Here is an 18292-nt window from a genome sequence, read left to right as displayed (position 1 = left end):
CCCGTTACCGCTTCTCCGGGGCGCGCAAGCCCCCAACGCGGCCGCGAAAAGCGCGGCGTCCGGTCCTCAGCGCCGGTTCAGCCGCTCCCTGAGCAGGGGCGGCAGCTTGGACTCGTCGGGGGCCAGCTTCTCGGCGCTGATCTCCCCGTTCAGCATGGCTTTCACGTCCAGCCCCGGCGGCATCATCGGCGTCATGATCTCCGCGAGCTGGTCGTTCAGCTTGTCCCGGGCGTCGGCGATCGTGCGGATCACCAGCTCCGACAACTCGTTCTTCGCCAGCCGGCGGTACGTGCTGGTCAGGAACTTCAGCTCGGTGATCACGCCCTGCGGGCCGACCGTGACCGACAGCTCGCGGCGCGGGGACACCGCGGTCGCCGATGCCTCGCTCATCCGCCGCTGCGACTCGGCGAGGCCGGTGACCTGGCGTTCGTACTCCTCCCGCAACATCTCCACGTTACGACGATCCACTTCGGACATTCGAGCCTCCTGAAAGCTTTCCGAATCAAGTCAACGGCACGACAAGTCGCTCCTGGTCGGCGTGGGCCGACCAGGAGCCCTCCGGGCACGAGGTGTGCCCGGACCACCACCTCAGCCGACCGAGGCCAGCCCACCGACCGCGGGCACGACCCGCGCCAGGCCCGCCAAGTCGGCGGCGGCCAACGTGCGCGAAGCCGCCATCCTTGCCAGGTGCCGGGAGAGCTGGTGAACGCCGTGCACCGTGGTCTCCCCGGACGCCTCGATGTGCGCGCGCAACGCTGCGCGCACATCGTCGGGCACCTCGTGGCCGCGTTCGCGCAGCTGCCGGACCGCGATGGCGGCCAGGTCAGCCGCGGAGTACGCGTCGATCTCCCACCACTCCCCGAAGGAGTCGCGCAGCTGCGGCACGCTCCCGAACAGGCGCTCCACACCGGGGCGGGTGCCGGTCAGCACCACCACCGGATCGGCGGCGTGATAGCGCAATGCGACCAGCAGCGCCTCCGCCTCCTCCGGCTGGGGCTCGCCGTCCGCGTCGACGTCCACCACGAGGAGTCCGCCCTGCGCGTCCTGGAACGCCCTGTGCACCAAGGTTTCCGCCTGTCCTGGCCACCCCGGGCGCAGGTTCTCGGTGAGCGACGCGCGCACCACCTGGCCGATGCCGACCAACCCCAGCTCGGCAAGCCCCTGGGCGTAGAGCCGGGCGAGTTCCCGCTTGCCACTGCCCCGCGGCCCGGTCAGCACCGCGTTGCCGTGCTGCCCGATGGCCCGGCGGTGGTTCTTGCGCTCGCACAGCGAAACGAGCTTCGCACCGACCGACTGGCGCGGACCTTCGAGCCCGATCAGGTCGGACATCCGCCGCCACGCCCGGCTGGCCCGCACCGCCGAGGTGGGGTCGGTGGCGGCGTCGGGGGACGCCGTCTCCTCGGCCGGAAGTTGTTCCAGCATCGCGCTCTGCGGAGCGATGTCCGCCGCCGTCAGCCGGCTGAAGTCGGTGTCCCTGGCGGGCGGGCTCTGGGCGAGCCGCGATGCCTGGGTGCTGATCATCGACTCGAAGAGCTTGCGGGCCACACGGCCGTTGCCGAACGTCTCCCCCTTGGGCACCCGGGTGAAGTACCCGGTCAGCTCCTCCACCGCGTCGTCGGTGAGCTCGTAGTAGTGCTTGCGGCAGAGGTTGGTCGTGATCGTGACCAGTTCTTCGACGCTGTAGTTCGGGAACTCGATGGTCCGGGTGAACCGGGAGGCCAGACCGGGGTTGGACTGGAGGAACTTCTCCATCAGCTCGGAGTAGCCGGCGACGATCACCACCAGCTCGTCGCGGTGGTCCTCCATCATCTTCATCAGCGCGTCCACGGCCTCCTGGCCGAAGTCCGGGCCGACGCCGCCGGTGCTGGCGGTCAGGGTGTACGCCTCGTCGATGAACAGCACCCCACCGATCGCCTTGGTCACCAGCTCGGTCGTCTTGATGGCGGTGGACCCGATGTACTGCCCGACGAGGTCCGCGCGGGCGGCCTCGATCATGTGGCCGCTGGAGAGGATGCCGAGTTCGCCGAGCACCGCGCCGTAGAGCCGCGCGACCGTGGTCTTACCGGTGCCGGGCGGTCCGGCGAACACCAGGTGCCGGCTCATCGGCGGCATCGGCAGGCCCATCTCCTGCCGCACCTGTGACATCCGGATCAGGTTGATCAGCCCGCGCACTTCCTGCTTGACGCCTTCCAGGCCGATGAGCGAGTCGAGCTCGGCGAGCGGGCCGTCGAGCACCGCGCCGCCCGCCTCGCGAAGGCTTGCATCGCCCTGTCCGGCCGCCTCGGGTTCCGGCTGCGGCCCTTCGTTCCCGGTCGGCCGCGGCGAGCTGCTCGCGGACTGGGTCACCAGGTTCTCCACCACGACCTGGCGATCATCGGCCGGGCGCCGGACCGCCATGCCGCCGCTGTTCTTCACCACGCATTGGCTCAACCGCACCGGTTCGGCGGTCTCCAAGTGCGCGCCGTCCCCGCCGCTGTCGAGCAGTTCGCACTCCGCCAGCTCCGCGCGGGCGCCGTCGGTGACGCGGATGCCGTGCCCGCTCGCCCCGCGAATGCGGCAGCGGGTGCCGATGATCGAGCCGCCCCGGTCGACCCGGACGCCGTCCGACGACACGTCGACGATCTCGGTGTCCCGCATCACGACCTCGGCGGAGCCGACCGCCAGCCCGCCGCCGCGCAGCATCGAGGAGGTCAGCTCCGCGCGCCCGTTGCCGGTGAGCGCGACGGCCGATTCGGCGCGGGTGCTGATCGTGACGTCGGTGAGCTTCGCCTTCGCCGTCCCGGAAAGCTCCACCGCCGTGGCGGTGCCGGTCTCGATCGAGGCGTAGTCGAACTCGACCACGCCGCCTTCGACCAGCAGGCCGGCACCTTCGGTCGCGTTGGCCCGGAAACCGGCGAAGTGCACCGACGCGGCCGTGGACAGCTGCGCGATCGCCTCGGTTGACCCGCGCACGGAGGTCTTCTCGACCCTGGGCGACGCTTCGCCGTCCACGATGAGCCCCACCGGGGAGTCCGCCAGGACGCATTCGATCAGCCTGGCCGCCGCCTGCCCCGTCACCTGCACCGCGTTGCGGCCGGCGCCGGTGAAGGTGCAGCCGCGCAGCACCGGCCGCGCGGTGCCCGAGATGTGCGCGGCCTGCACCGCGGCGCCGGAGAACGTGGACTCGGCGATCGTGATCGAGGAGCCGCCGGTGAAGTAGAGATCGACGTTCTCGCCGTCCTGCACGGTCAGGTCGCTGACGTCGAGACTTCCCTCCTGTTCCACGACGATCGCGGGTTTCGCGGCGGCGGTGATCACGCCCTGGCCGATGACGCACCGGCCGCGCCCGTTCACGCAGATGCCGTTGCCGGCCGGTCGCTGGACCACGATCCGGCGCAGCGTCAGGGAACCGTCCTCGCCGACGACGGCGGCCGACGAGGCCACGTCGGCCACGACCGTGTCCTCCACGGTGCTCGGCGACGAGGAGGTGATCACGATCCCGGCGCCGCCGGTGTTGGTCACCTCGCACCCGCGCATGGCCAGCGATCCCGCGCCCCTGGTCAGCAGGGCCGCCCACGACGAGCCCGCCACCCAGCAGCCGTCGAGAGCGACCTCGCCGTGCCGCACGTCCACGGCCGCGACGGTGGCGTCATCGCAGGCCAGCCGCAGGCCCCGGAGCTGGACCCCGCCGGCGTCGACCACCAGCGCGCTGCCCTCGGCGGCGTGCACCTCCACCGAGCCGTCGCCGTCCTCGGCGGCGATGCTGACCATCCGGTTCACGACGAGGTTCTCCTCGTACCGGCCGGCGCGGACGCTGATCATCGCCCCGTCGGGGGCCGCCGCGAGGGCCGAGGAGATCGTGGGGTGCGCCCCCGCCCGATCTCCGCCCACCACCAGCAGTTCACGGTTCATCGCCCGTCATCCTCTCTCCGCCGCCCTCGATGCTTCCGCGCGAAATCGCGGTTCTCCCCCGCCATCACCGCTGCACCAGCCCCGGCATCCAGCCGAACCGGCGGGTGGCGGACTCCCCCACCACGCCTCGGGGCTGGGCCGCCGACCAGCGTTCGACGCAGCGCCGCAGGGACGTGATCGCCAGCTCGTCCAGCGATCCGCGCGCGTCCACCCGCCCGGATTCGTCCACTTCGGACTCCGCCAGTTCGCGGAGGAGGATCCGGCCCCGCGTGCCGTCCGCTCCCGGCTCCGCCATTTCCAGGATCTTGAAGCTGGTGCCGGGCACGAAGACAACGCGGTTGTCGACCTCGTCGACGCCGCCCGGTTCGAGCAGCTTGGTGCGGCGGGCCGTCATCGACCACACCAGCACGTCGAGCTCGCCCTGCTGGTCCGGGCTGGGCTCGGTCAGCGCGTGGATGAAGCTCCAGTCGGTCACCAACCGCCGCTGCTGGTAGAGCTCCCACTGCTGCGGGGTCGGCGACGCCGTGAACGTGGTCGCGCCGCGATGCGACGGCAGCCGGGTCAGCCCGGAGACCACGCAGCGGGAGAAGGGCACGTGCGGCCCGTTCGCGCCGGTCCGCAGGGCCTGGTCGATCGCGTCGCCGCGCTCCGAGAGGTACAGCCGCACGGCGACGGTATCGGTCAGCACGTCGGCGGACGACCGGCCGTCGGAGCCCTGGAAACCGGGGTGTTCCGAGAGGATCCGGGAGATCGAGTGGGACAGGGTGTCGAAATCGCGGCTCAGGGTCCGGCGCAGCCAGGCGCGCTCCTCGGTGAGGCCGTGATCGGCCACCAGCGCCGAAGCCGCGGGCTGCGGGGTGGGCTGGAGTCGCGGCTCGGCGGATTCCTCCGGCTCTTCCGGGCGGCTGTCTTCGGCCTTGACCGGCTCGGGGGCCGGTTCGGGGGCCGGTTCCGGCGCCGGGGTGGCACTCGGTGCGGGCGGTTCCGGAGCCGACGGTGCGGTGCCGGCCGGTCGCGGTGCAGGCGGTTCGCCGACGGTGGGAATCGGAGAGCTCTCGAGGCGGATCGACATCGCCGAGACGGGGCCGGGCTCGGGCCGCGGCTCGGTCGTGACCGCTGCGGCGATGGGTGCGGGTTCGATCGCGGCCGCTGCGATGACGGGTGCGGGTTCGGACGGGGCCGCTGCGATGGCGGGTGCGGGTTCGGACGCGGCCGCTGCGATGGTGGGCGCGGGTTCAGGCGGGGCCTCGGCACCGGTCTCGACGACGACGTCGGCCGGCGCCCGGGTGTCGAGGGAAATCCCGGTGTCGACCGGGGTTTCGACGACCGGGCTCGCGACGACCGCGGGCCCACCGGTGTCGGCGCGCACCTCGGCCTTCACCACGGGCAGCTGCACGGTGTCGATCACCGACGAGTTGCCCACCGACGGCCCGGACGGCTGCGCCTCGGCGACCAGCTCGCCCTGCGCGGGACCGGCGATGCGGATCTCCGCCCGGCCCACTTCCGAGGCCGGCACGAGCCGGCACCGCACCCGGGTGGCGGGATCCAGCCGGGCCAGCACGTCCTGGGCGAGCAGCCGCATGCGCTCGGCGCGCTTCTCGTCGGTGGCGTCGAAGGCCAGGACGTTGACGTCGGCGCGCGGCGGCTCGGCGCGCACCGCCGCCGCGTTCTGCGCGCCCTCCGGCGGGCGCACCCACAGGCCGGACTGCACGACCTCCAGCACCGCGTCGGGTGTGTACCAGTAGACCGCCGGCGCGACCTGTTCCACCCCGCCGACCGGGATGCGGTGCGACAGCAGCACGGGAGTCTCCCGGAACGCGGGGTCCGTCCTCGGCAGGTACCCGACCTCGCGGGCGAAGGCGTGCCAGCCGAGCCCGCCGTCCGCGCACACCGTGTAGATGTCCGGGGTCGTCGTCGAGCCGACCGGCATTCCCGTGTAGCAGACGACCCGGGTTCCGAGCAGGTCCGCGAGCGCCTGCCCGAGCGTGCCGCCCGACGGCAGCCGGACGGGGCCGTACTGCACGAAGCGGACCTTCTCCCGGACCTGGTCGTCGAGCTGCCGCCAGAACCGGCTCACGTCGTCGAGCGAGAGCGGCGGCGTGCCCGGGCAACCGAGCACGACGGTGAGCACGTCCGGTTGGCAGGGCATGCTGCTCACCAGCCGCGACCAATGCTCGCCCGACCCGGCGTCGCGGGCCGCGGCGTGGATCCACACCCCGCCCGGGATCGGGTCGGCCATGCCGACGGAACTGGTGGGCACGGGGTCGGTGGCGCCGGAATCCCAGGAAGGACGGGGAAAGCGCTTCGCCTCCCACTCTGGCGGCCGGCCCGGCCGGAACCGGATCCAGCCGCTGCCCCTGCCGGAGTGGACGAACAACGTCCCGCCCACGCCAGGGAAGATCGCCCCGTCCGGGGCCACCACGGTGCGCCCGATGCGCTCCGACAGCCACTGGCCGGTCAGGGCCGTGGCCTCCCGGGACCGGCCGCCGAGGATCAGCCGGACCCCGCGACGCCGCCGCGGCAGCAGCTCGGCGACGGAATCCCAGGCCGTGATCGGGACGCCGACGGGCAGGTCGACGACGACCATCTCGTGCTCGTCGTCGGCGGCCACGGACATGGCCAGCGCCTGCGCCTCCGGGGTCATCTTCTTCTCCGGGCACACGACGAGCACGTTGCCGACGGTGTGCCTGGCGAGCGCGAGCTCCGGTGCGCCCCGGCGACGCCTGTTCAGCGGGGACAACGAGGACCGTGTGGCCATCACTTTCATCCCTTCCTGGTCGCGCCGACCGCGGCCTGGCTCAACGCCGGGCCGCTCGGCACGGTGGCGAGCAGATCGTTCGAGAGGGGCTGCACCGGCACCCCGGCGTAACCCAGCGCCCGCATCGAGTCGTCGTCCGGCAGCAGGTACTTGCTGTCGCCGGTGATGAGGTAGCGGTCGGGAACGCGCCGGCCGGGCGGGATCGGCATCGCCGCCACCACCACGCCGGTTCCCGGTCGCAAGTGGACACCGCCCGCGGCGGCGCCCGGCTCCGTGAAGACCACCTCGCTGGCGATCCGCGGCCCGGCGGGAACCTGCCGGAGGCAGAGCGCGGCCGGGCCGTGGTCCTGCCACCGCGCTCCGCTGAGGTCGGGGAGCCTCCCGAGGAGCGACCGGTCGGCCGAGCGCGGCGCCGAGGCGACGGCCGCCGCCTCGATCCGGGCCGGTTCCGGCGTGCCGGGAGCGACTTCCAGCAGCATGAACTCGGTCCGGCTGATCGGTGCGAGGCCCTCGCGGCGGAGCACGAACGTCTGCACGTCGCCGTTCGCGGAGCGCTGCTCGAAGAGCTGGCCCACCGGGTACGCCTTGCCGCCGATGGATGGCCCCGTGGTGCCGCTGCCAGCGATCTCGGCCGACGCGAGCACCGGACCATCTGGCAGCGCATCGAGCCACGGCTGCGGCGCCGGTACGGGCCGCGCGGCCGCCATGCCCAACGCGATGGGCACGGTCGGCTCGGCCACCCGGTGCTTCGCGCCGCCCCAGAGCACGTACTGCGTGCCCTCCGGCGACTGCACGAGCACGTACCGGTCCGGCGGCAGCGGCGCGGCGGGAGCGCCGGGATCGAAGTTCAGGCTCAGCTCCGCCGAGCCGGGCGCGGCATCGCCGGCCGAGCCTGGCAGGCAGGTCAGCCAGTGCGCACCGACCAGATCCTGCGCTGACGGCAAGATCTGCGGCGCGTTCGGGATGCCCAGCGGCGCGCCGCGCGGCGCGTCCGCCAGGGATGCCTGGGAAAGCAACGTCACCTTGGCGCTGGCGTTCGGTCCCTGCAGCAGCTTCGCCGAGGCGTAGTTCAGCGTCGGGTGCAGCACGCCGCCCACGTTGACGTAGCGGGTGCCGGTCTCCTTCTCGACGACGATCGCGCCCTGCGCCTGCCAGGAGTTGTTGCCGCCGGGGACGAGCCAGCCGAAGATGCCGAAGCCGACGGCGATCAGCAACGCCAGCACCAGTCCGATGTAGATGCCGACCGCGGCCCGCCGGGCGGGCACCTCGGCGCTGGCCGGATCGCCGAGCACCAGGGCGGAACTCATCCGGCCCATCAGGAACTGGTAGGCGTGCACGTGGTCTCGCTGGGTCTGCATGGTCCGCCCCTCACCCGGCCAGTCCGCGCGCCCAGGCGTACACGCCGAGCAGCTGGAGCAGCAACGGAACCACCGCGAGCGCGGTGCAGGTGTCGAAGATGTTCGCCAGGTGTCCCCAGATCGGCAGCATCCGCCGCGTCTCGGGCCGCAGGGTGGCCTTGACCAAGGCGAACAGCACCAGGAGCAGCCCGATCAGCAGGACGGTGCGCCATCCGGGAGAGAACTCCTGCGCGAAGTGGAGGGCCACCAGGCCCAGGCCGAACGTACCCGCCGCGGCCAGCGAAACCCGTTGCCAGGCACCGAGGAAGTTGCGGGAGCGCAGCAGCACCGCGCAGGCCAGCAGGCTCACCATGGCCCACGAGATCCAGCCCGGCTCCGCCAGGATGAACGGGAACGCCCCGACGAAGACGGTGGCGGCGACGACCATCGCCACGCTGATGTACCGGTCCGCCGCCGCCGTCCTGGCGAACACGTCGTCGGCGGGCGCGGGGTCGATGTCCTGCTGGAGGTCGTCGGCGTTGCGCGGCAGCTGCGGCCCGCGCAGGTAAGCGGCCCGGATGGTCAGCTTCGGCACGAAGACGACCACGCCGAACAACACGGTGGCCAGCACCCCGGCGACCTGGCCGACTGCCAGGCCGAATCCCGCACCCAGCCAGACGCCGCCGATCACCGCCGCCGCCACCAGCAGCATCGTGATGAACGGCGCGTACGGGATCCCGTCGGCGACGAACCGCCGCAGCACCAGCAGGATGGCTGCGCCGACGGCCGCTCCCGCCGCGCCGGCCACGATTCCCGAGGGCGTCAGTGCCGCTGCGTCCGGCACTCCGTCCGCCGCGATCAGCCCGGCGAGTCCCGCGAACGCGCAGCCCACCAGCCCGGTCAGCCTGATCAGCCCGAGATCGTCCAGCTTCTTCGCGACCGGTGCGGCGGCGGCCACGAAGACCACGCCCAGCCCGAGCGCGAAGCCGGCGTGAAGCTCCGTCGGCCCCGGACCGAGCAGGACCAACCCGATCACCGCGGCCACCGCGGCCGACAGGGTGGTGAACAGGACGCGGCCGTATTCGTGCTTCCAGCGGTCCTTGCGCTGCCCGACGGAGGTCGCGATGCCGTCGGCCAGGTCGTCGAAGTCGAGCTCGGGCAGCGGATCGTCGGTCGGCCGCAGGTGCAGCTGCTCGCCTTCCAGCCAGTCCAGCGTCTCCGGGGTGCCCGACTGGTCCAGCGGTGCCCCGCCGATGCGCTGCAACACCCAGGAACCCTGTTCGCCGCCCTGCGGCTGCTTCCGGGTGTGGCTGAGCAGCACCGGCAGGAGATCGGCCACGGTGGTCGAGACGGGCACGGCGAGATCGGCCTTGCCGTCAGGCCCGAACACCGTGATCCTGCAGAGCTCGGCAGCTCTGGTCATGAGCCATTCCTCCTGGGATGAAAGCTTTCGTCGACTCGGCTCGCGCGGCGGTCGTCGCGCGCGGCGGGGAACCCCGCGAGGGGCACCTACAAGCCGGCCGGTGAGGCGGTGGTGGTGGAGTCAGCGGTCACGAGACCGGTCTGGATGAGGCCGACGCCCCGGCGGGTGACCAGTTGAGCGCGCCCCGGCGGCAGCTTGCGCGGCGCGGCCTCGCCGAGGAACTTCCCCTCCTCCTTGGGGTAGGACAGCAGCACGCCGGGCGTGCCGAGCTCCCAGAGCCTGCGCAGCACCGGGTCCATCATCGAGCGCACCGCGCCCGAGGTGCTCCGGGCGATGATCAGGTGGAGTCCGATGTGGACACCCTGCGGGATCATCGGCAGCAGCGGTTCCAGCGCCGAGCTGACGCCGCCCCGGCCGAGCAGTTCGTAGTCGTCCACGACGAGGAACAGCTCCGGGCCTTCCCACCAGTCGCGCTTGCGCAGCCGCTCCGAGGAGATGTCCTGGCCGGGCACCCGCTTGGTCATCGACCCGAGCGCCTGCTCGGCGAGCTGGAAGAGCGTGTCGGAGCTGAAGCCGAAGCCGACGCCGTACTCGGCGGGCACCTCCTGGTCGAGGTCCCGGCGAACGTCGCCCAGCACGATCTTGGCCTCGTCCGGGCCGTATCGCTGCCGGATCGAACGCAGCGCCAGGCGCAGCAGGTTGGTCTTGCCGGTCGCGCTGTCGCCGAAGACCATCAGGTGCGGGTGGACGAAGAAGTCGTGCCACACCGGTTCCAGGCGCTGCTCGTCGTAGCCGAGGCACATCCGGAATTCCCGTTCCGGCGACGGGAGTTCCGCCGCGGGCAGGTGGGTCGGCAGCATCCGCACCGGCGGCGCGCCGCGGCCGGGCCAGAACGCCCGCATCTCCTCCGCGACGCCCTTGGTCGCGTCGGCCAGGTCGTCGGCCCCGGAGGTGCCGTCCAGGCGCGGCAGCGCCGAGATGAAGTGGAATCCCTTCGCCGTCATCCCGCGCCCCGCCTGGTTCGGCACGGTGGCCGCCTTGCGGGAACCGATCTCGGATTCCATCGAGTCGCCGAGGCGGAGCTCGAACTTGGTGCCCAGCAGGTCCCGCAGCCACGGACGGATCTCCGACCAGCGGGTCGCGCTGAGCACCACGTGGATGCCGAACGAGAGCCCGCGGGAGGCCAGTTCGCCGATCTTCGTCTCCACGTCGGCGAAGTCCTGCTTGACCGTGAACCAGCCGTCCACGACGAGGAAGACGTGACCGAACGGGTCGTCGATCTCGCCCCGCGCGCGGGCCCGCAGGTACGCCGAGATCGACTCGAACCCGTGCTCGGCGAACAGGGCCTCGCGGCGTTCCAGCAGCTGGGTCAGCTCCGCGATGGTCCGCACCACCCGGTCGTGCTCCATCCTGGTCGCCACCGAACCGACGTGCGGCAGGCCGGACACCGACATGATGCCGCCGCCGCCGAAGTCCAGGCAGTAGAACTGGACCTCTTCCGGCGTGTTGGTCAGCGCCAGCCCCAGCACGAGGGTCCGCAGCAGCGTCGACTTCCCGCTCTGCGGCGCGCCCGCGACGCCGACGTGCCCGTCGGCCCCGCCGAGGTCGGCGACCAGCAGGTCCCGCAGCTGCTCGAAGGGCCGGTCGACGACGCCGACCGGGACCCGCAGCACGCCCCGGCTGCCGGGATCGTCGACGGTCATCCCGCGGGCGGGGTCCGGCACCACGGTGGGCAGCAGCGTGTCCAGGCTCGGCGCCTCGGACAGCGGCGGCAACCAGACCTGGCGGGCCGGCGGGCCGCTGCCCGCCAAGCGCCCGATGATGACGTCGACCAGCGAGGGAACGTCCTCATTGGACTCCACGGCGGGCTGCTCCGCCGGCTCCTCGGCGGACTCCGGTTCCTCGTCGACGGGCCGGAGCGCGTGCAGGCTCGGGTACGGCTGCGTGCGGAACGAGACGACCTCGGAGAACGCCCGGTTCTCCGGGGCGGCGACCGGGCCGTCGCTCGGCGGGCACGGCCCGGAGACGTAGGCGCCCTTGAAGCGGACCAGAGTAGTGGTGTCGATCTTCAGGTAGCCGTTGCCCGGATCGGACGGCAGCTCGTACGCCTTCGCCGCGCCGATGACCGCCCGCGACTCCATCGAGGAGAAGGTGCGCAGCGCGATCCGGTACGACAGGTGACCTTCGACGCGGTGGATCCGGCCTTCCTCGAGGCGCTGCGACGCGAGCAGCAGGTGCACCCCGAGGCTTCGGCCGAGCCGCCCGATGGACACGAACAGGTCCATGAACTCGGACTTGTTGGCCAGCAGCTCGGAGAACTCGTCGACGACGATCAGCAGGTCCGGGAACGGCACCAGCTGCGCGCCGCTGCCACGGGCCTTCTCGTACTCGAACGAGGAGGAGAAGCCGCTCGCCCGCAGCAGTTCCTGCCGCCGCACGAGCTCGCCGTTGAGCGCGTCCTGCATCCGGTCGACCAGCGGCAGCTCGTCGGCGAGGTTGGTGATCATCGCCGAGGTGTGCGGCAGGCGGTCCATCCCGAGGAACGTCGCGCCGCCCTTGAAGTCGACCAGCACCAGGTTCAGGATCTCGGACGAGTGCGTCGCGGCGAGGCCAGTCACGAGGGTGCGCAGCAGCTCGCTCTTGCCGGAGCCGGTGGCGCCGATCAGCATGCCGTGCGGCCCCATCCCGCCCTGCGCGGGTTCCTTCAGGTCGAGGTCGACGACCTCGCCGTCCTCGGTGACGCCGATGGGCACCTGCAGCCGGGCCCGCTGCGCGGCGCGGGGCCGCCACAGCGCGGGCACGTCGAACGTGCGCGGGTCGCGGATGCCCAGCAGGCTGGTCAGCTCGAAGTCGCTCTCCAGCGGCTGGTCGACGACGTCGACCGAGCCGCTCGTCCGCTTCGGCGCGAGCAGCCGGGCCAGCGCCTCGATCTGTTCCAGGCTCAGCTCGTCGCGCTGCGCGGATCCGGTGGCATCCCCGGCCGGGAACTCCACCGCGTCGCCTTCCGCCGTCAGGCGGAGCACTTTCGGCCCGCCCGGCATCTTGCCGGTGAGGTCCAGCAGCACCACGTTGCGCAGTCCGCCGTCGAGCAACCGGGACGACTCGGGGATTTCCGCCTGGTGCGCCACCACGACGACGAACGGCTCGACGACGCCCGGCCGGCTGCCCGGATCGTGGTCGGGTCGGTCGGTGATGTCGGGGCCGAGCACGTCCAGCAGCTCGTCGTGGTCGCAGGCGAACAGCCGCAGCGGGCCCGCCGGGTCCTGCATCGCCGGGTGCGCGTTGTGCGGCAACCACTTGACCCAGTCCCACTCCGGCTGCCCCGTCTCGTCGGTCAGCACGGCCACCCGGAGCTCGTCCGGCGAGTGGAAGGTGACCAGCTGGCCGAGGATGGCGCGGGCCAGGGCCACCGCCGATTCCTGGGAACCGGCGAACTCCACGCTGGTGAAGCTGCGCAGGCCGACCGAGATGGGGATGCCCGACACCGTCCGGTACGCCTCCCGGAAGCGGCGCAGCGAGACCGCGGCGAGCGGTTCGAGGTCCTCGATCGGCTTCGTCGACGGCGCCGTGTACTCCACCGCCGCGGCCAGGGTGCCCAACCCGATCCGGGCCCGGCCAAAGTCGGTGTCGTTCGCCCGGCGCTCCCACAGCCTCGACCCGCTCGCCACCGACCAGAGCCAGGACGGCTCGGGATGGTTCCACGCGACCGCCCGCCGCTGCTGGTCCGCGGCTTCCCGCGCCTTCTCGCGCAGTTGCGCGATGTAGCGCAGGAAGTCGCGGCGCTCGGAAGCCATCTTGCGCTTGCGCTCCGCACCGGCGCGCCCGATCTGGCTCAGGCCCATGATCACCATGCCCACGCCCATGATGCCGCCCATCATGTACATCGCAGGCGACCGGCTGGACGACGCGAACATCATGACCATCGCCGCCGAGCCGATGCCCATCGGCAGGAACATTGCCGCCGAGCGGAAGTCGAGCGCTGCAGGCTCCGCCATCACCGGCGGCTCCTGCAGCTCGACCTCGCCTTCGGGCATCTCCGGCCCGGCGACCCGTGGCGGCCGCTTCACCGTGATGGTGCTCATGGGTGTGCCTCATTTGCGGTCGGCGAGTGCGGAATCTCCCCTATCCGATCACTCCGGAGGGCGGCGTGGCCGGTCCTGCGCCCCAGGCAGAGTTATCCCTCACGAGCAGGTCTGCGCTGGACCGCTCCTTCTTCTCGTCCTCCTCCTCGGCTTCCGCCGCCGCGGCCTCCGCTTCGGCCTGGGCCTGCTTCTCGGCCTGCATGGCGGCGACTTCCTCCTCGGTCAGCGTCGGGCCGCCGCACATCAGCGGTTGCTCGTCCTCGACCGGTTTCCCGTTTCCCTCGGCCCACTTCGCGCTTCGCCAGGTGGCGTAGCCGTTGTCGGCCGACGGCGCGCCGGTCCACGGCCTGCTGTCCCGCAGCGCGTGGTCCGGTGCGGGCCGGTCGCGTTCCGATTCCTCGGGGCGCGCGGCCACCGGGAACGGAACCAGCCACGGCAGGCCGTCGCTGGGCACGTCCCACGCGCTGGTGTCCTGCTCCGCCGAGTCGCGCCGGACGACCGGCACGTGGTCCTCCGGAGTTTCCGCGGGGTTCCCGGGACCGGCCGCGTCCTCGCCGGGCTGTCCGACCGACTCGGCCGGATCGGCAGGTGTCTCCTTCGGCGCCTCGGATTCGCCGCCGTCGGATCCGGTGCTCTCCCACGGTTTTTCGCCGGCGTCCAGCAAGCCCGAGGCGTCCGGGCGCTCCGCGCTGGAGCCCTGACCACCGGCACCCGGAGGCACCACCGGCGGAACCATCGGCATCCCGACAGGAACCTGCTGCTCACCCGGCGGCGTGCTTTCGCCCGGCGTCCATTCCTGCGGACCCGCCGCCCTCGGAACGCCTTCGAGCGGCATTCCCGCGTCGAGCAGGAGTCCCGGGGTCTCCACATTGGTCGATGGCACGCCGAGGCCCGGGCCGCCCGGAGCGGCGCCACCCGGCGCTTCCGGTTCACCAGCGTTCGGGCCGGTGCTCTCCCAAGGCTTCTCACCGGCGTCCAACAGGCCCGAGGAATCCGGGCGCTCCGCGTTGGAACCCTGACCACCGGCACCCGGAGGCACCATCGGCGGAACCATCGGCATCCCGCCAGGGACCTGCTGCTGCCCGTTCTGCGGCAAGCCCTGACCCGGCGACCAGTCCTGCGGACCCGCCACCGGCGGAACGCCTTCGGGCGGCGCCTCTGGCTCGCCCAAGTTCGGACCGGCGCTCTCCCACGGCTTCTCACCGGCGTCCAACAGGCCCGAGGAATCCGGGCGCTCCGCGTTGGAACCCTGACCACCGGCACCCGGAGGCATCATCGGCGGCATCATCGGCATCCCACCAGGACCCTGCTGGCCACCCGGCGGAACGTCCAGTCCGACGCCGCCGGGATTGGCGCCCTGCGGCGCCTCCGGCAGCCCGGGTCCCGGCTGGTTCTCGCCCCAGGGCTTTTCGCCGCCGTCCAGCAGACCCGAGGCGTCCGGGCGCTCCGCACCCGAACCCTGACCACCACCGGCACCCGGAGGCATCATCGGCGGCATCATCGGCATCCCGCCGCGATCCTGCTGCCCGCCCGGCGGAACCTGGCCACCGGGAGGCGGCGACCACTCCTGCGGGTTCGATGCCGGCGGCGGCGTCGAACCGGGCGGCGGTGACCCCACCGGCGGCGGCGCCGAACCCGGAGGCGGTGCCCCCACCGGCGGCGGCGGCGTCGAACCCGGCGGCGGGCTCACCGGCGGCGGCGGACCCACTGGCGGCGGCTTCGAGCCAGGGCCCCCGTTCTGGTTGTCCTTCGGCGGGTTCTGGCCGGGCGGCGGGCTCACCGGCGGCGGCGGACCCACCGGCGGCGGCTTCGAGCCGGGAGGTGGTTGCGAACCAGGAGGCGGCGCCGAGCCCGGCGGCGGGCCCACCGGAGGTGGCGGACCCACCGGCGGCGGAGAACCCGGCGGCGGCTTCGACCCCGGAGGCGGCGGCGCCGAGTCCGGTGGCGGAATTTCGTTGAACTGTCCGCCCTTCTGGTTGTTCTTCGGCGGGTTCTGGCCGGGCGGCGGGCCCACCGGAGGTGGCGGACCCACCGGCGGCGGAGAACCCGGCGGCGGCTTGGAGCCCGGAGGCGGCGGAGAACCCGGCGGCGGACCGACCGGAGGCGGCGAACCCTTCGGCGGAGGCGGGCTCTGCGGAGGCGGCGGCGGACTCTTCGGCGGAGGCGGGCTCTGCGGAGGCGGTGGCGGACTCTTCGGCGGTGGCGGCGGCGGTGGGGCCTTCGGCGGCGGAGGCGGCGGTGGGGCCTTCGGCGGCGGAGGTGGCGGGGGCGGGCCCTTCTTGTCGGGCGGCGGTCCCTTGTCACCGCCAGGCCCTGGCGACACCGGGGTCGTGGTCCGGACGTCGTCGACGGTGATGCCGTAGTTCTCCGCGAGCTTCTTGATGGGCTTGCGCATCTCGATGTTCATGGCCTTGACGACTTCTTGGTCGTCACTGACCTTGACCAGCCCGTTGTCCATCACATCCGCCACGCCGCGCCATCTCGCAACCTGGGCGTAGTAGCTGTCGATCTGGTTCACCGCGTCTCGGGCCCAGGCCAGCCAGCGACCGTTGTCGTAGAGCTTCGACGGGACCGGGTGCACCGTGTCCGCGCCGCCCAGCCGGTCGGCGTTGTCCTTAATGTTGTTGGCCAGGGTCTGGATCTTGGCCAGGAACACCCCTGCGGCCTGGCCCTTCCAGGAGCCGTGCTCGCCGGCGACCGCGTTCACCTGCTGTTCCAGGTTCTTGGAAACGGCATGCATGGTCTCGTGGATGTGCAGGAAGGCGTTGCCCGCCGAGTACAGCGTGTTGGGGTCGACCTCGTGGTAGGCCTGTTCCCACAAGGCGTCGGTCGACAGGGCGGCACCGCCCCACAACGCGGCCTTGATCTGCTTCCAGTCCCAGTTGTTGTAATCCGCGTCCTGGCCGTCTTTGTAGGGCGCCTGGTGGTTGATGAACACCGCGTGCTCGTCGATCTCGTCTTTGCGGAAGACGTTCTCGTCGTAATCGCCGTACTTCAGCCGGCCCTCACTGTCCGACTCAGACATCGACCCTCAACTCCCTAGAAGACCAGACCAAGATCAGCATTCATCGCCCGCGCGCCACCGGCGGGCACCACCGGCACCGAACCCGCTACTTCGAGCGCGAGCTCGAGTCGATGAAGCTGAACGAGTCCCGCATCACCTTGTTGAGCTTGTCGGTGGTGAGCTTGTTCAGCTCTTCGGTGCTGTCGTAGTCGACGATCAGCTTCCGAACCTCGTCCCGGACGTTCGCCAGCGCGATGTCCAGCCCGTCCATGTAGTTGCGCACGTTGGTCTTCAGGCCGGGATCCTTGTCACCGGTGCCCATGATCTTGTCCCGCAGCTTGAACGCGAGGTTGAACCCGCCGGGCAGGACGTTCACCTGGTCGGTCTTCTTCTTCGCGTTGGAGATCATGACGCGCAGGGATTCCACGTTGTCGGCGAACACCGCGAGGGCCTTGGTGTTGACGCTGATAACCCCCTTGCCGCCCTTCTTCTCGCCGTCGTCGCCCGGCACCTTGGGCACGTCGCCGACCGGGGTCTTCTCGTCTCCCGGAACGTCGAACGGAGTGTCCTTGTGGTAGTCCTTCCCGTCCTGCGGGCCGTCGTCCCAGTCCGGCGGCGGGATGTCCTCCGCCTTGGTGTCGTCGTTGAACTGCGGGTCGTCCTCGTGTTCGTCTTTGACTTCGAGGTACTTCTTCCACGCCGCGTCGGTCTCCGAGAACCCACCCGACGAGTCCGGGCTGAGCGCGACCATGCTCCCGTACGCGTGCAGGTACTTCCGGTCCTGATCCGTGAGCCAGCCGTGATCGACGAAGGCGTCGATCATCGACCAGTCGGCGACCTTGGTGCCCTTCCAGGCGTCGCTCGCCAGGAAGTAGTCGAGACCTTTCAGTTCTTCGGCCATTGCGAACCTCCCCTTCTTCAGGACCTGCCGCGGATCTCAGCCACGAACGGCCGCCGGAGAAGTGCGAAACCTCCCCAGCGGCCGAACCGCGGATCGCGGCAGGTCAGCGGCTGTTGTCCCAGATCTGCTTGGCCCGCTGCTCGGTGGTGCCGTAGTTGTCCGAGATGGAGAGCAGGGTCTGGCGCCCCGACTCCAGGTAGACCGGCATCTGCGCGGCCTGCTGGTTCCATTCCGCTTTGGCCGCCCAGTAGGCTTCCTGCGCGACACCGGTCCAGTCCGCGAGGGTCCGCTCGACCTGGGCTTCCATGTCTGCCAGCGCGCTTTTGACGCGGCCGTTGACCGCGTTCATCTCGTCGAGGGTCATGTCCGCGACGTTGAAGTCGAACCTGTAGTCGGACAACTTCTTCTCCTTACGATTCGGGAGGAATGTGCGTCAGACGCCGGGCAGGGCGGTGGCGAAGGACTGGGCGGTGTTGGCCGCGTCGTCCTCGGACGCCACGTAGTCCTTCGTGTTGACGCCCATCACGTCCATCATGTTGATCAGCTTGTTGATGATCGCCTGGAATGAGCGCTCCCAGTTGTCCATGGCGGCGTTGAAGTTGTTGGACGCGGTACCGGTCCAGCTGCCCTGCAGGCTCGCCATCATCGAGTTGACGCGCCCCAATTCCTGGGTGAACTCGCTGGCCCGGTCGCTGAAGATCTGCGCAGCCTGCTGCATTCCCGGCTGCGAGGTCTGCACCTGCGGAAAGTTTGCCATTTCAGAACTCCTCCGGTCTCTGCTGGACCCGCGGGCACAAGCCGGACCGGCCGACTCGCGGGCGCGGGCACCTGGCAAGTCTTCCGCCAGGTTCGCCGCGCGCCCAGCCGATCCGGTGCGCCCCTACCCGAAAGGGAGT

General features: G+C 71.4%; 10 protein-coding genes. All 10 read right to left on the bottom strand.

All coding sequences use genetic code 11. The features are described 5' to 3' along the window. Positions 1–66 precede the first annotated feature (66 nt). The 10 genes from BLW84_RS23815 to BLW84_RS23760 all read right to left on the bottom strand — a co-directional run bounded on the left by BLW84_RS23815 (position 67) and on the right by BLW84_RS23760 (position 18153). Entirely contained in the window at positions 67–477 is a 411-nt protein-coding gene (locus BLW84_RS23815; RefSeq protein ID WP_093268981.1) for a YbaB/EbfC family nucleoid-associated protein, read from the bottom strand. A gap of 111 nt (positions 478–588) precedes the next feature. Beyond that, a complete protein-coding gene (locus tag BLW84_RS23810; protein WP_093268978.1) occupies positions 589–3891 on the bottom strand; it encodes a right-handed parallel beta-helix repeat-containing protein in 3303 nt (1100 codons plus the stop codon). A gap of 64 nt (positions 3892–3955) precedes the next feature. After that, on the bottom strand, positions 3956–6649 hold the full coding sequence (locus BLW84_RS23805) for a hypothetical protein (RefSeq protein ID WP_093269033.1): 2694 nt from the start codon (positions 6647–6649) through the stop codon (positions 3956–3958). Positions 6650–6654: 5 nt separating this feature from the next. Further along, positions 6655–8007, bottom strand: coding sequence for a type VII secretion protein EccB (gene eccB / locus BLW84_RS23800; RefSeq protein ID WP_093268975.1), 1353 nt, complete (start codon positions 8005–8007; stop codon positions 6655–6657). A gap of 10 nt (positions 8008–8017) precedes the next feature. After that, positions 8018–9409 carry a type VII secretion integral membrane protein EccD gene (gene eccD / locus BLW84_RS23795; protein ID WP_093268973.1) on the bottom strand — a complete coding sequence of 464 codons (1392 nt, stop codon included), beginning with the start codon at positions 9407–9409 and terminating at the stop codon, positions 8018–8020. Positions 9410–9495: 86 nt separating this feature from the next. Beyond that, positions 9496–13491: a type VII secretion protein EccCa gene (gene eccCa / locus BLW84_RS23790; protein ID WP_093268970.1), complete on the bottom strand. Its 3996-nt coding sequence runs from the start codon at positions 13489–13491 to the stop codon at positions 9496–9498. A 40-nt stretch (positions 13492–13531) separates the two neighbouring features. Then, entirely contained in the window at positions 13532–16516 is a 2985-nt protein-coding gene (locus BLW84_RS46440; protein ID WP_143061070.1) for a WXG100 family type VII secretion target, read from the bottom strand. Between the two features lie 85 nt (positions 16517–16601). Then, positions 16602–17396, bottom strand: coding sequence for a hypothetical protein (locus BLW84_RS23770; protein ID WP_093268962.1), 795 nt, complete (start codon positions 17394–17396; stop codon positions 16602–16604). Between the two features lie 103 nt (positions 17397–17499). Further along, entirely contained in the window at positions 17500–17796 is a 297-nt protein-coding gene (locus BLW84_RS23765) for a WXG100 family type VII secretion target (protein ID WP_093268960.1), read from the bottom strand. 33 nt (positions 17797–17829) lie between these two features. Then, complete coding sequence (locus BLW84_RS23760) at positions 17830–18153, bottom strand: WXG100 family type VII secretion target (protein WP_093268957.1); 324 nt, start codon at positions 18151–18153, stop codon at positions 17830–17832. Positions 18154–18292 lie beyond the last annotated feature (139 nt).

The organism is Saccharopolyspora shandongensis (assembly GCF_900106995.1).
Classification (GTDB): Bacteria; Actinomycetota; Actinomycetes; order Mycobacteriales; family Pseudonocardiaceae; genus Saccharopolyspora; species Saccharopolyspora shandongensis.
This window is presented reverse-complemented; position numbering and strand designations above follow the sequence as displayed.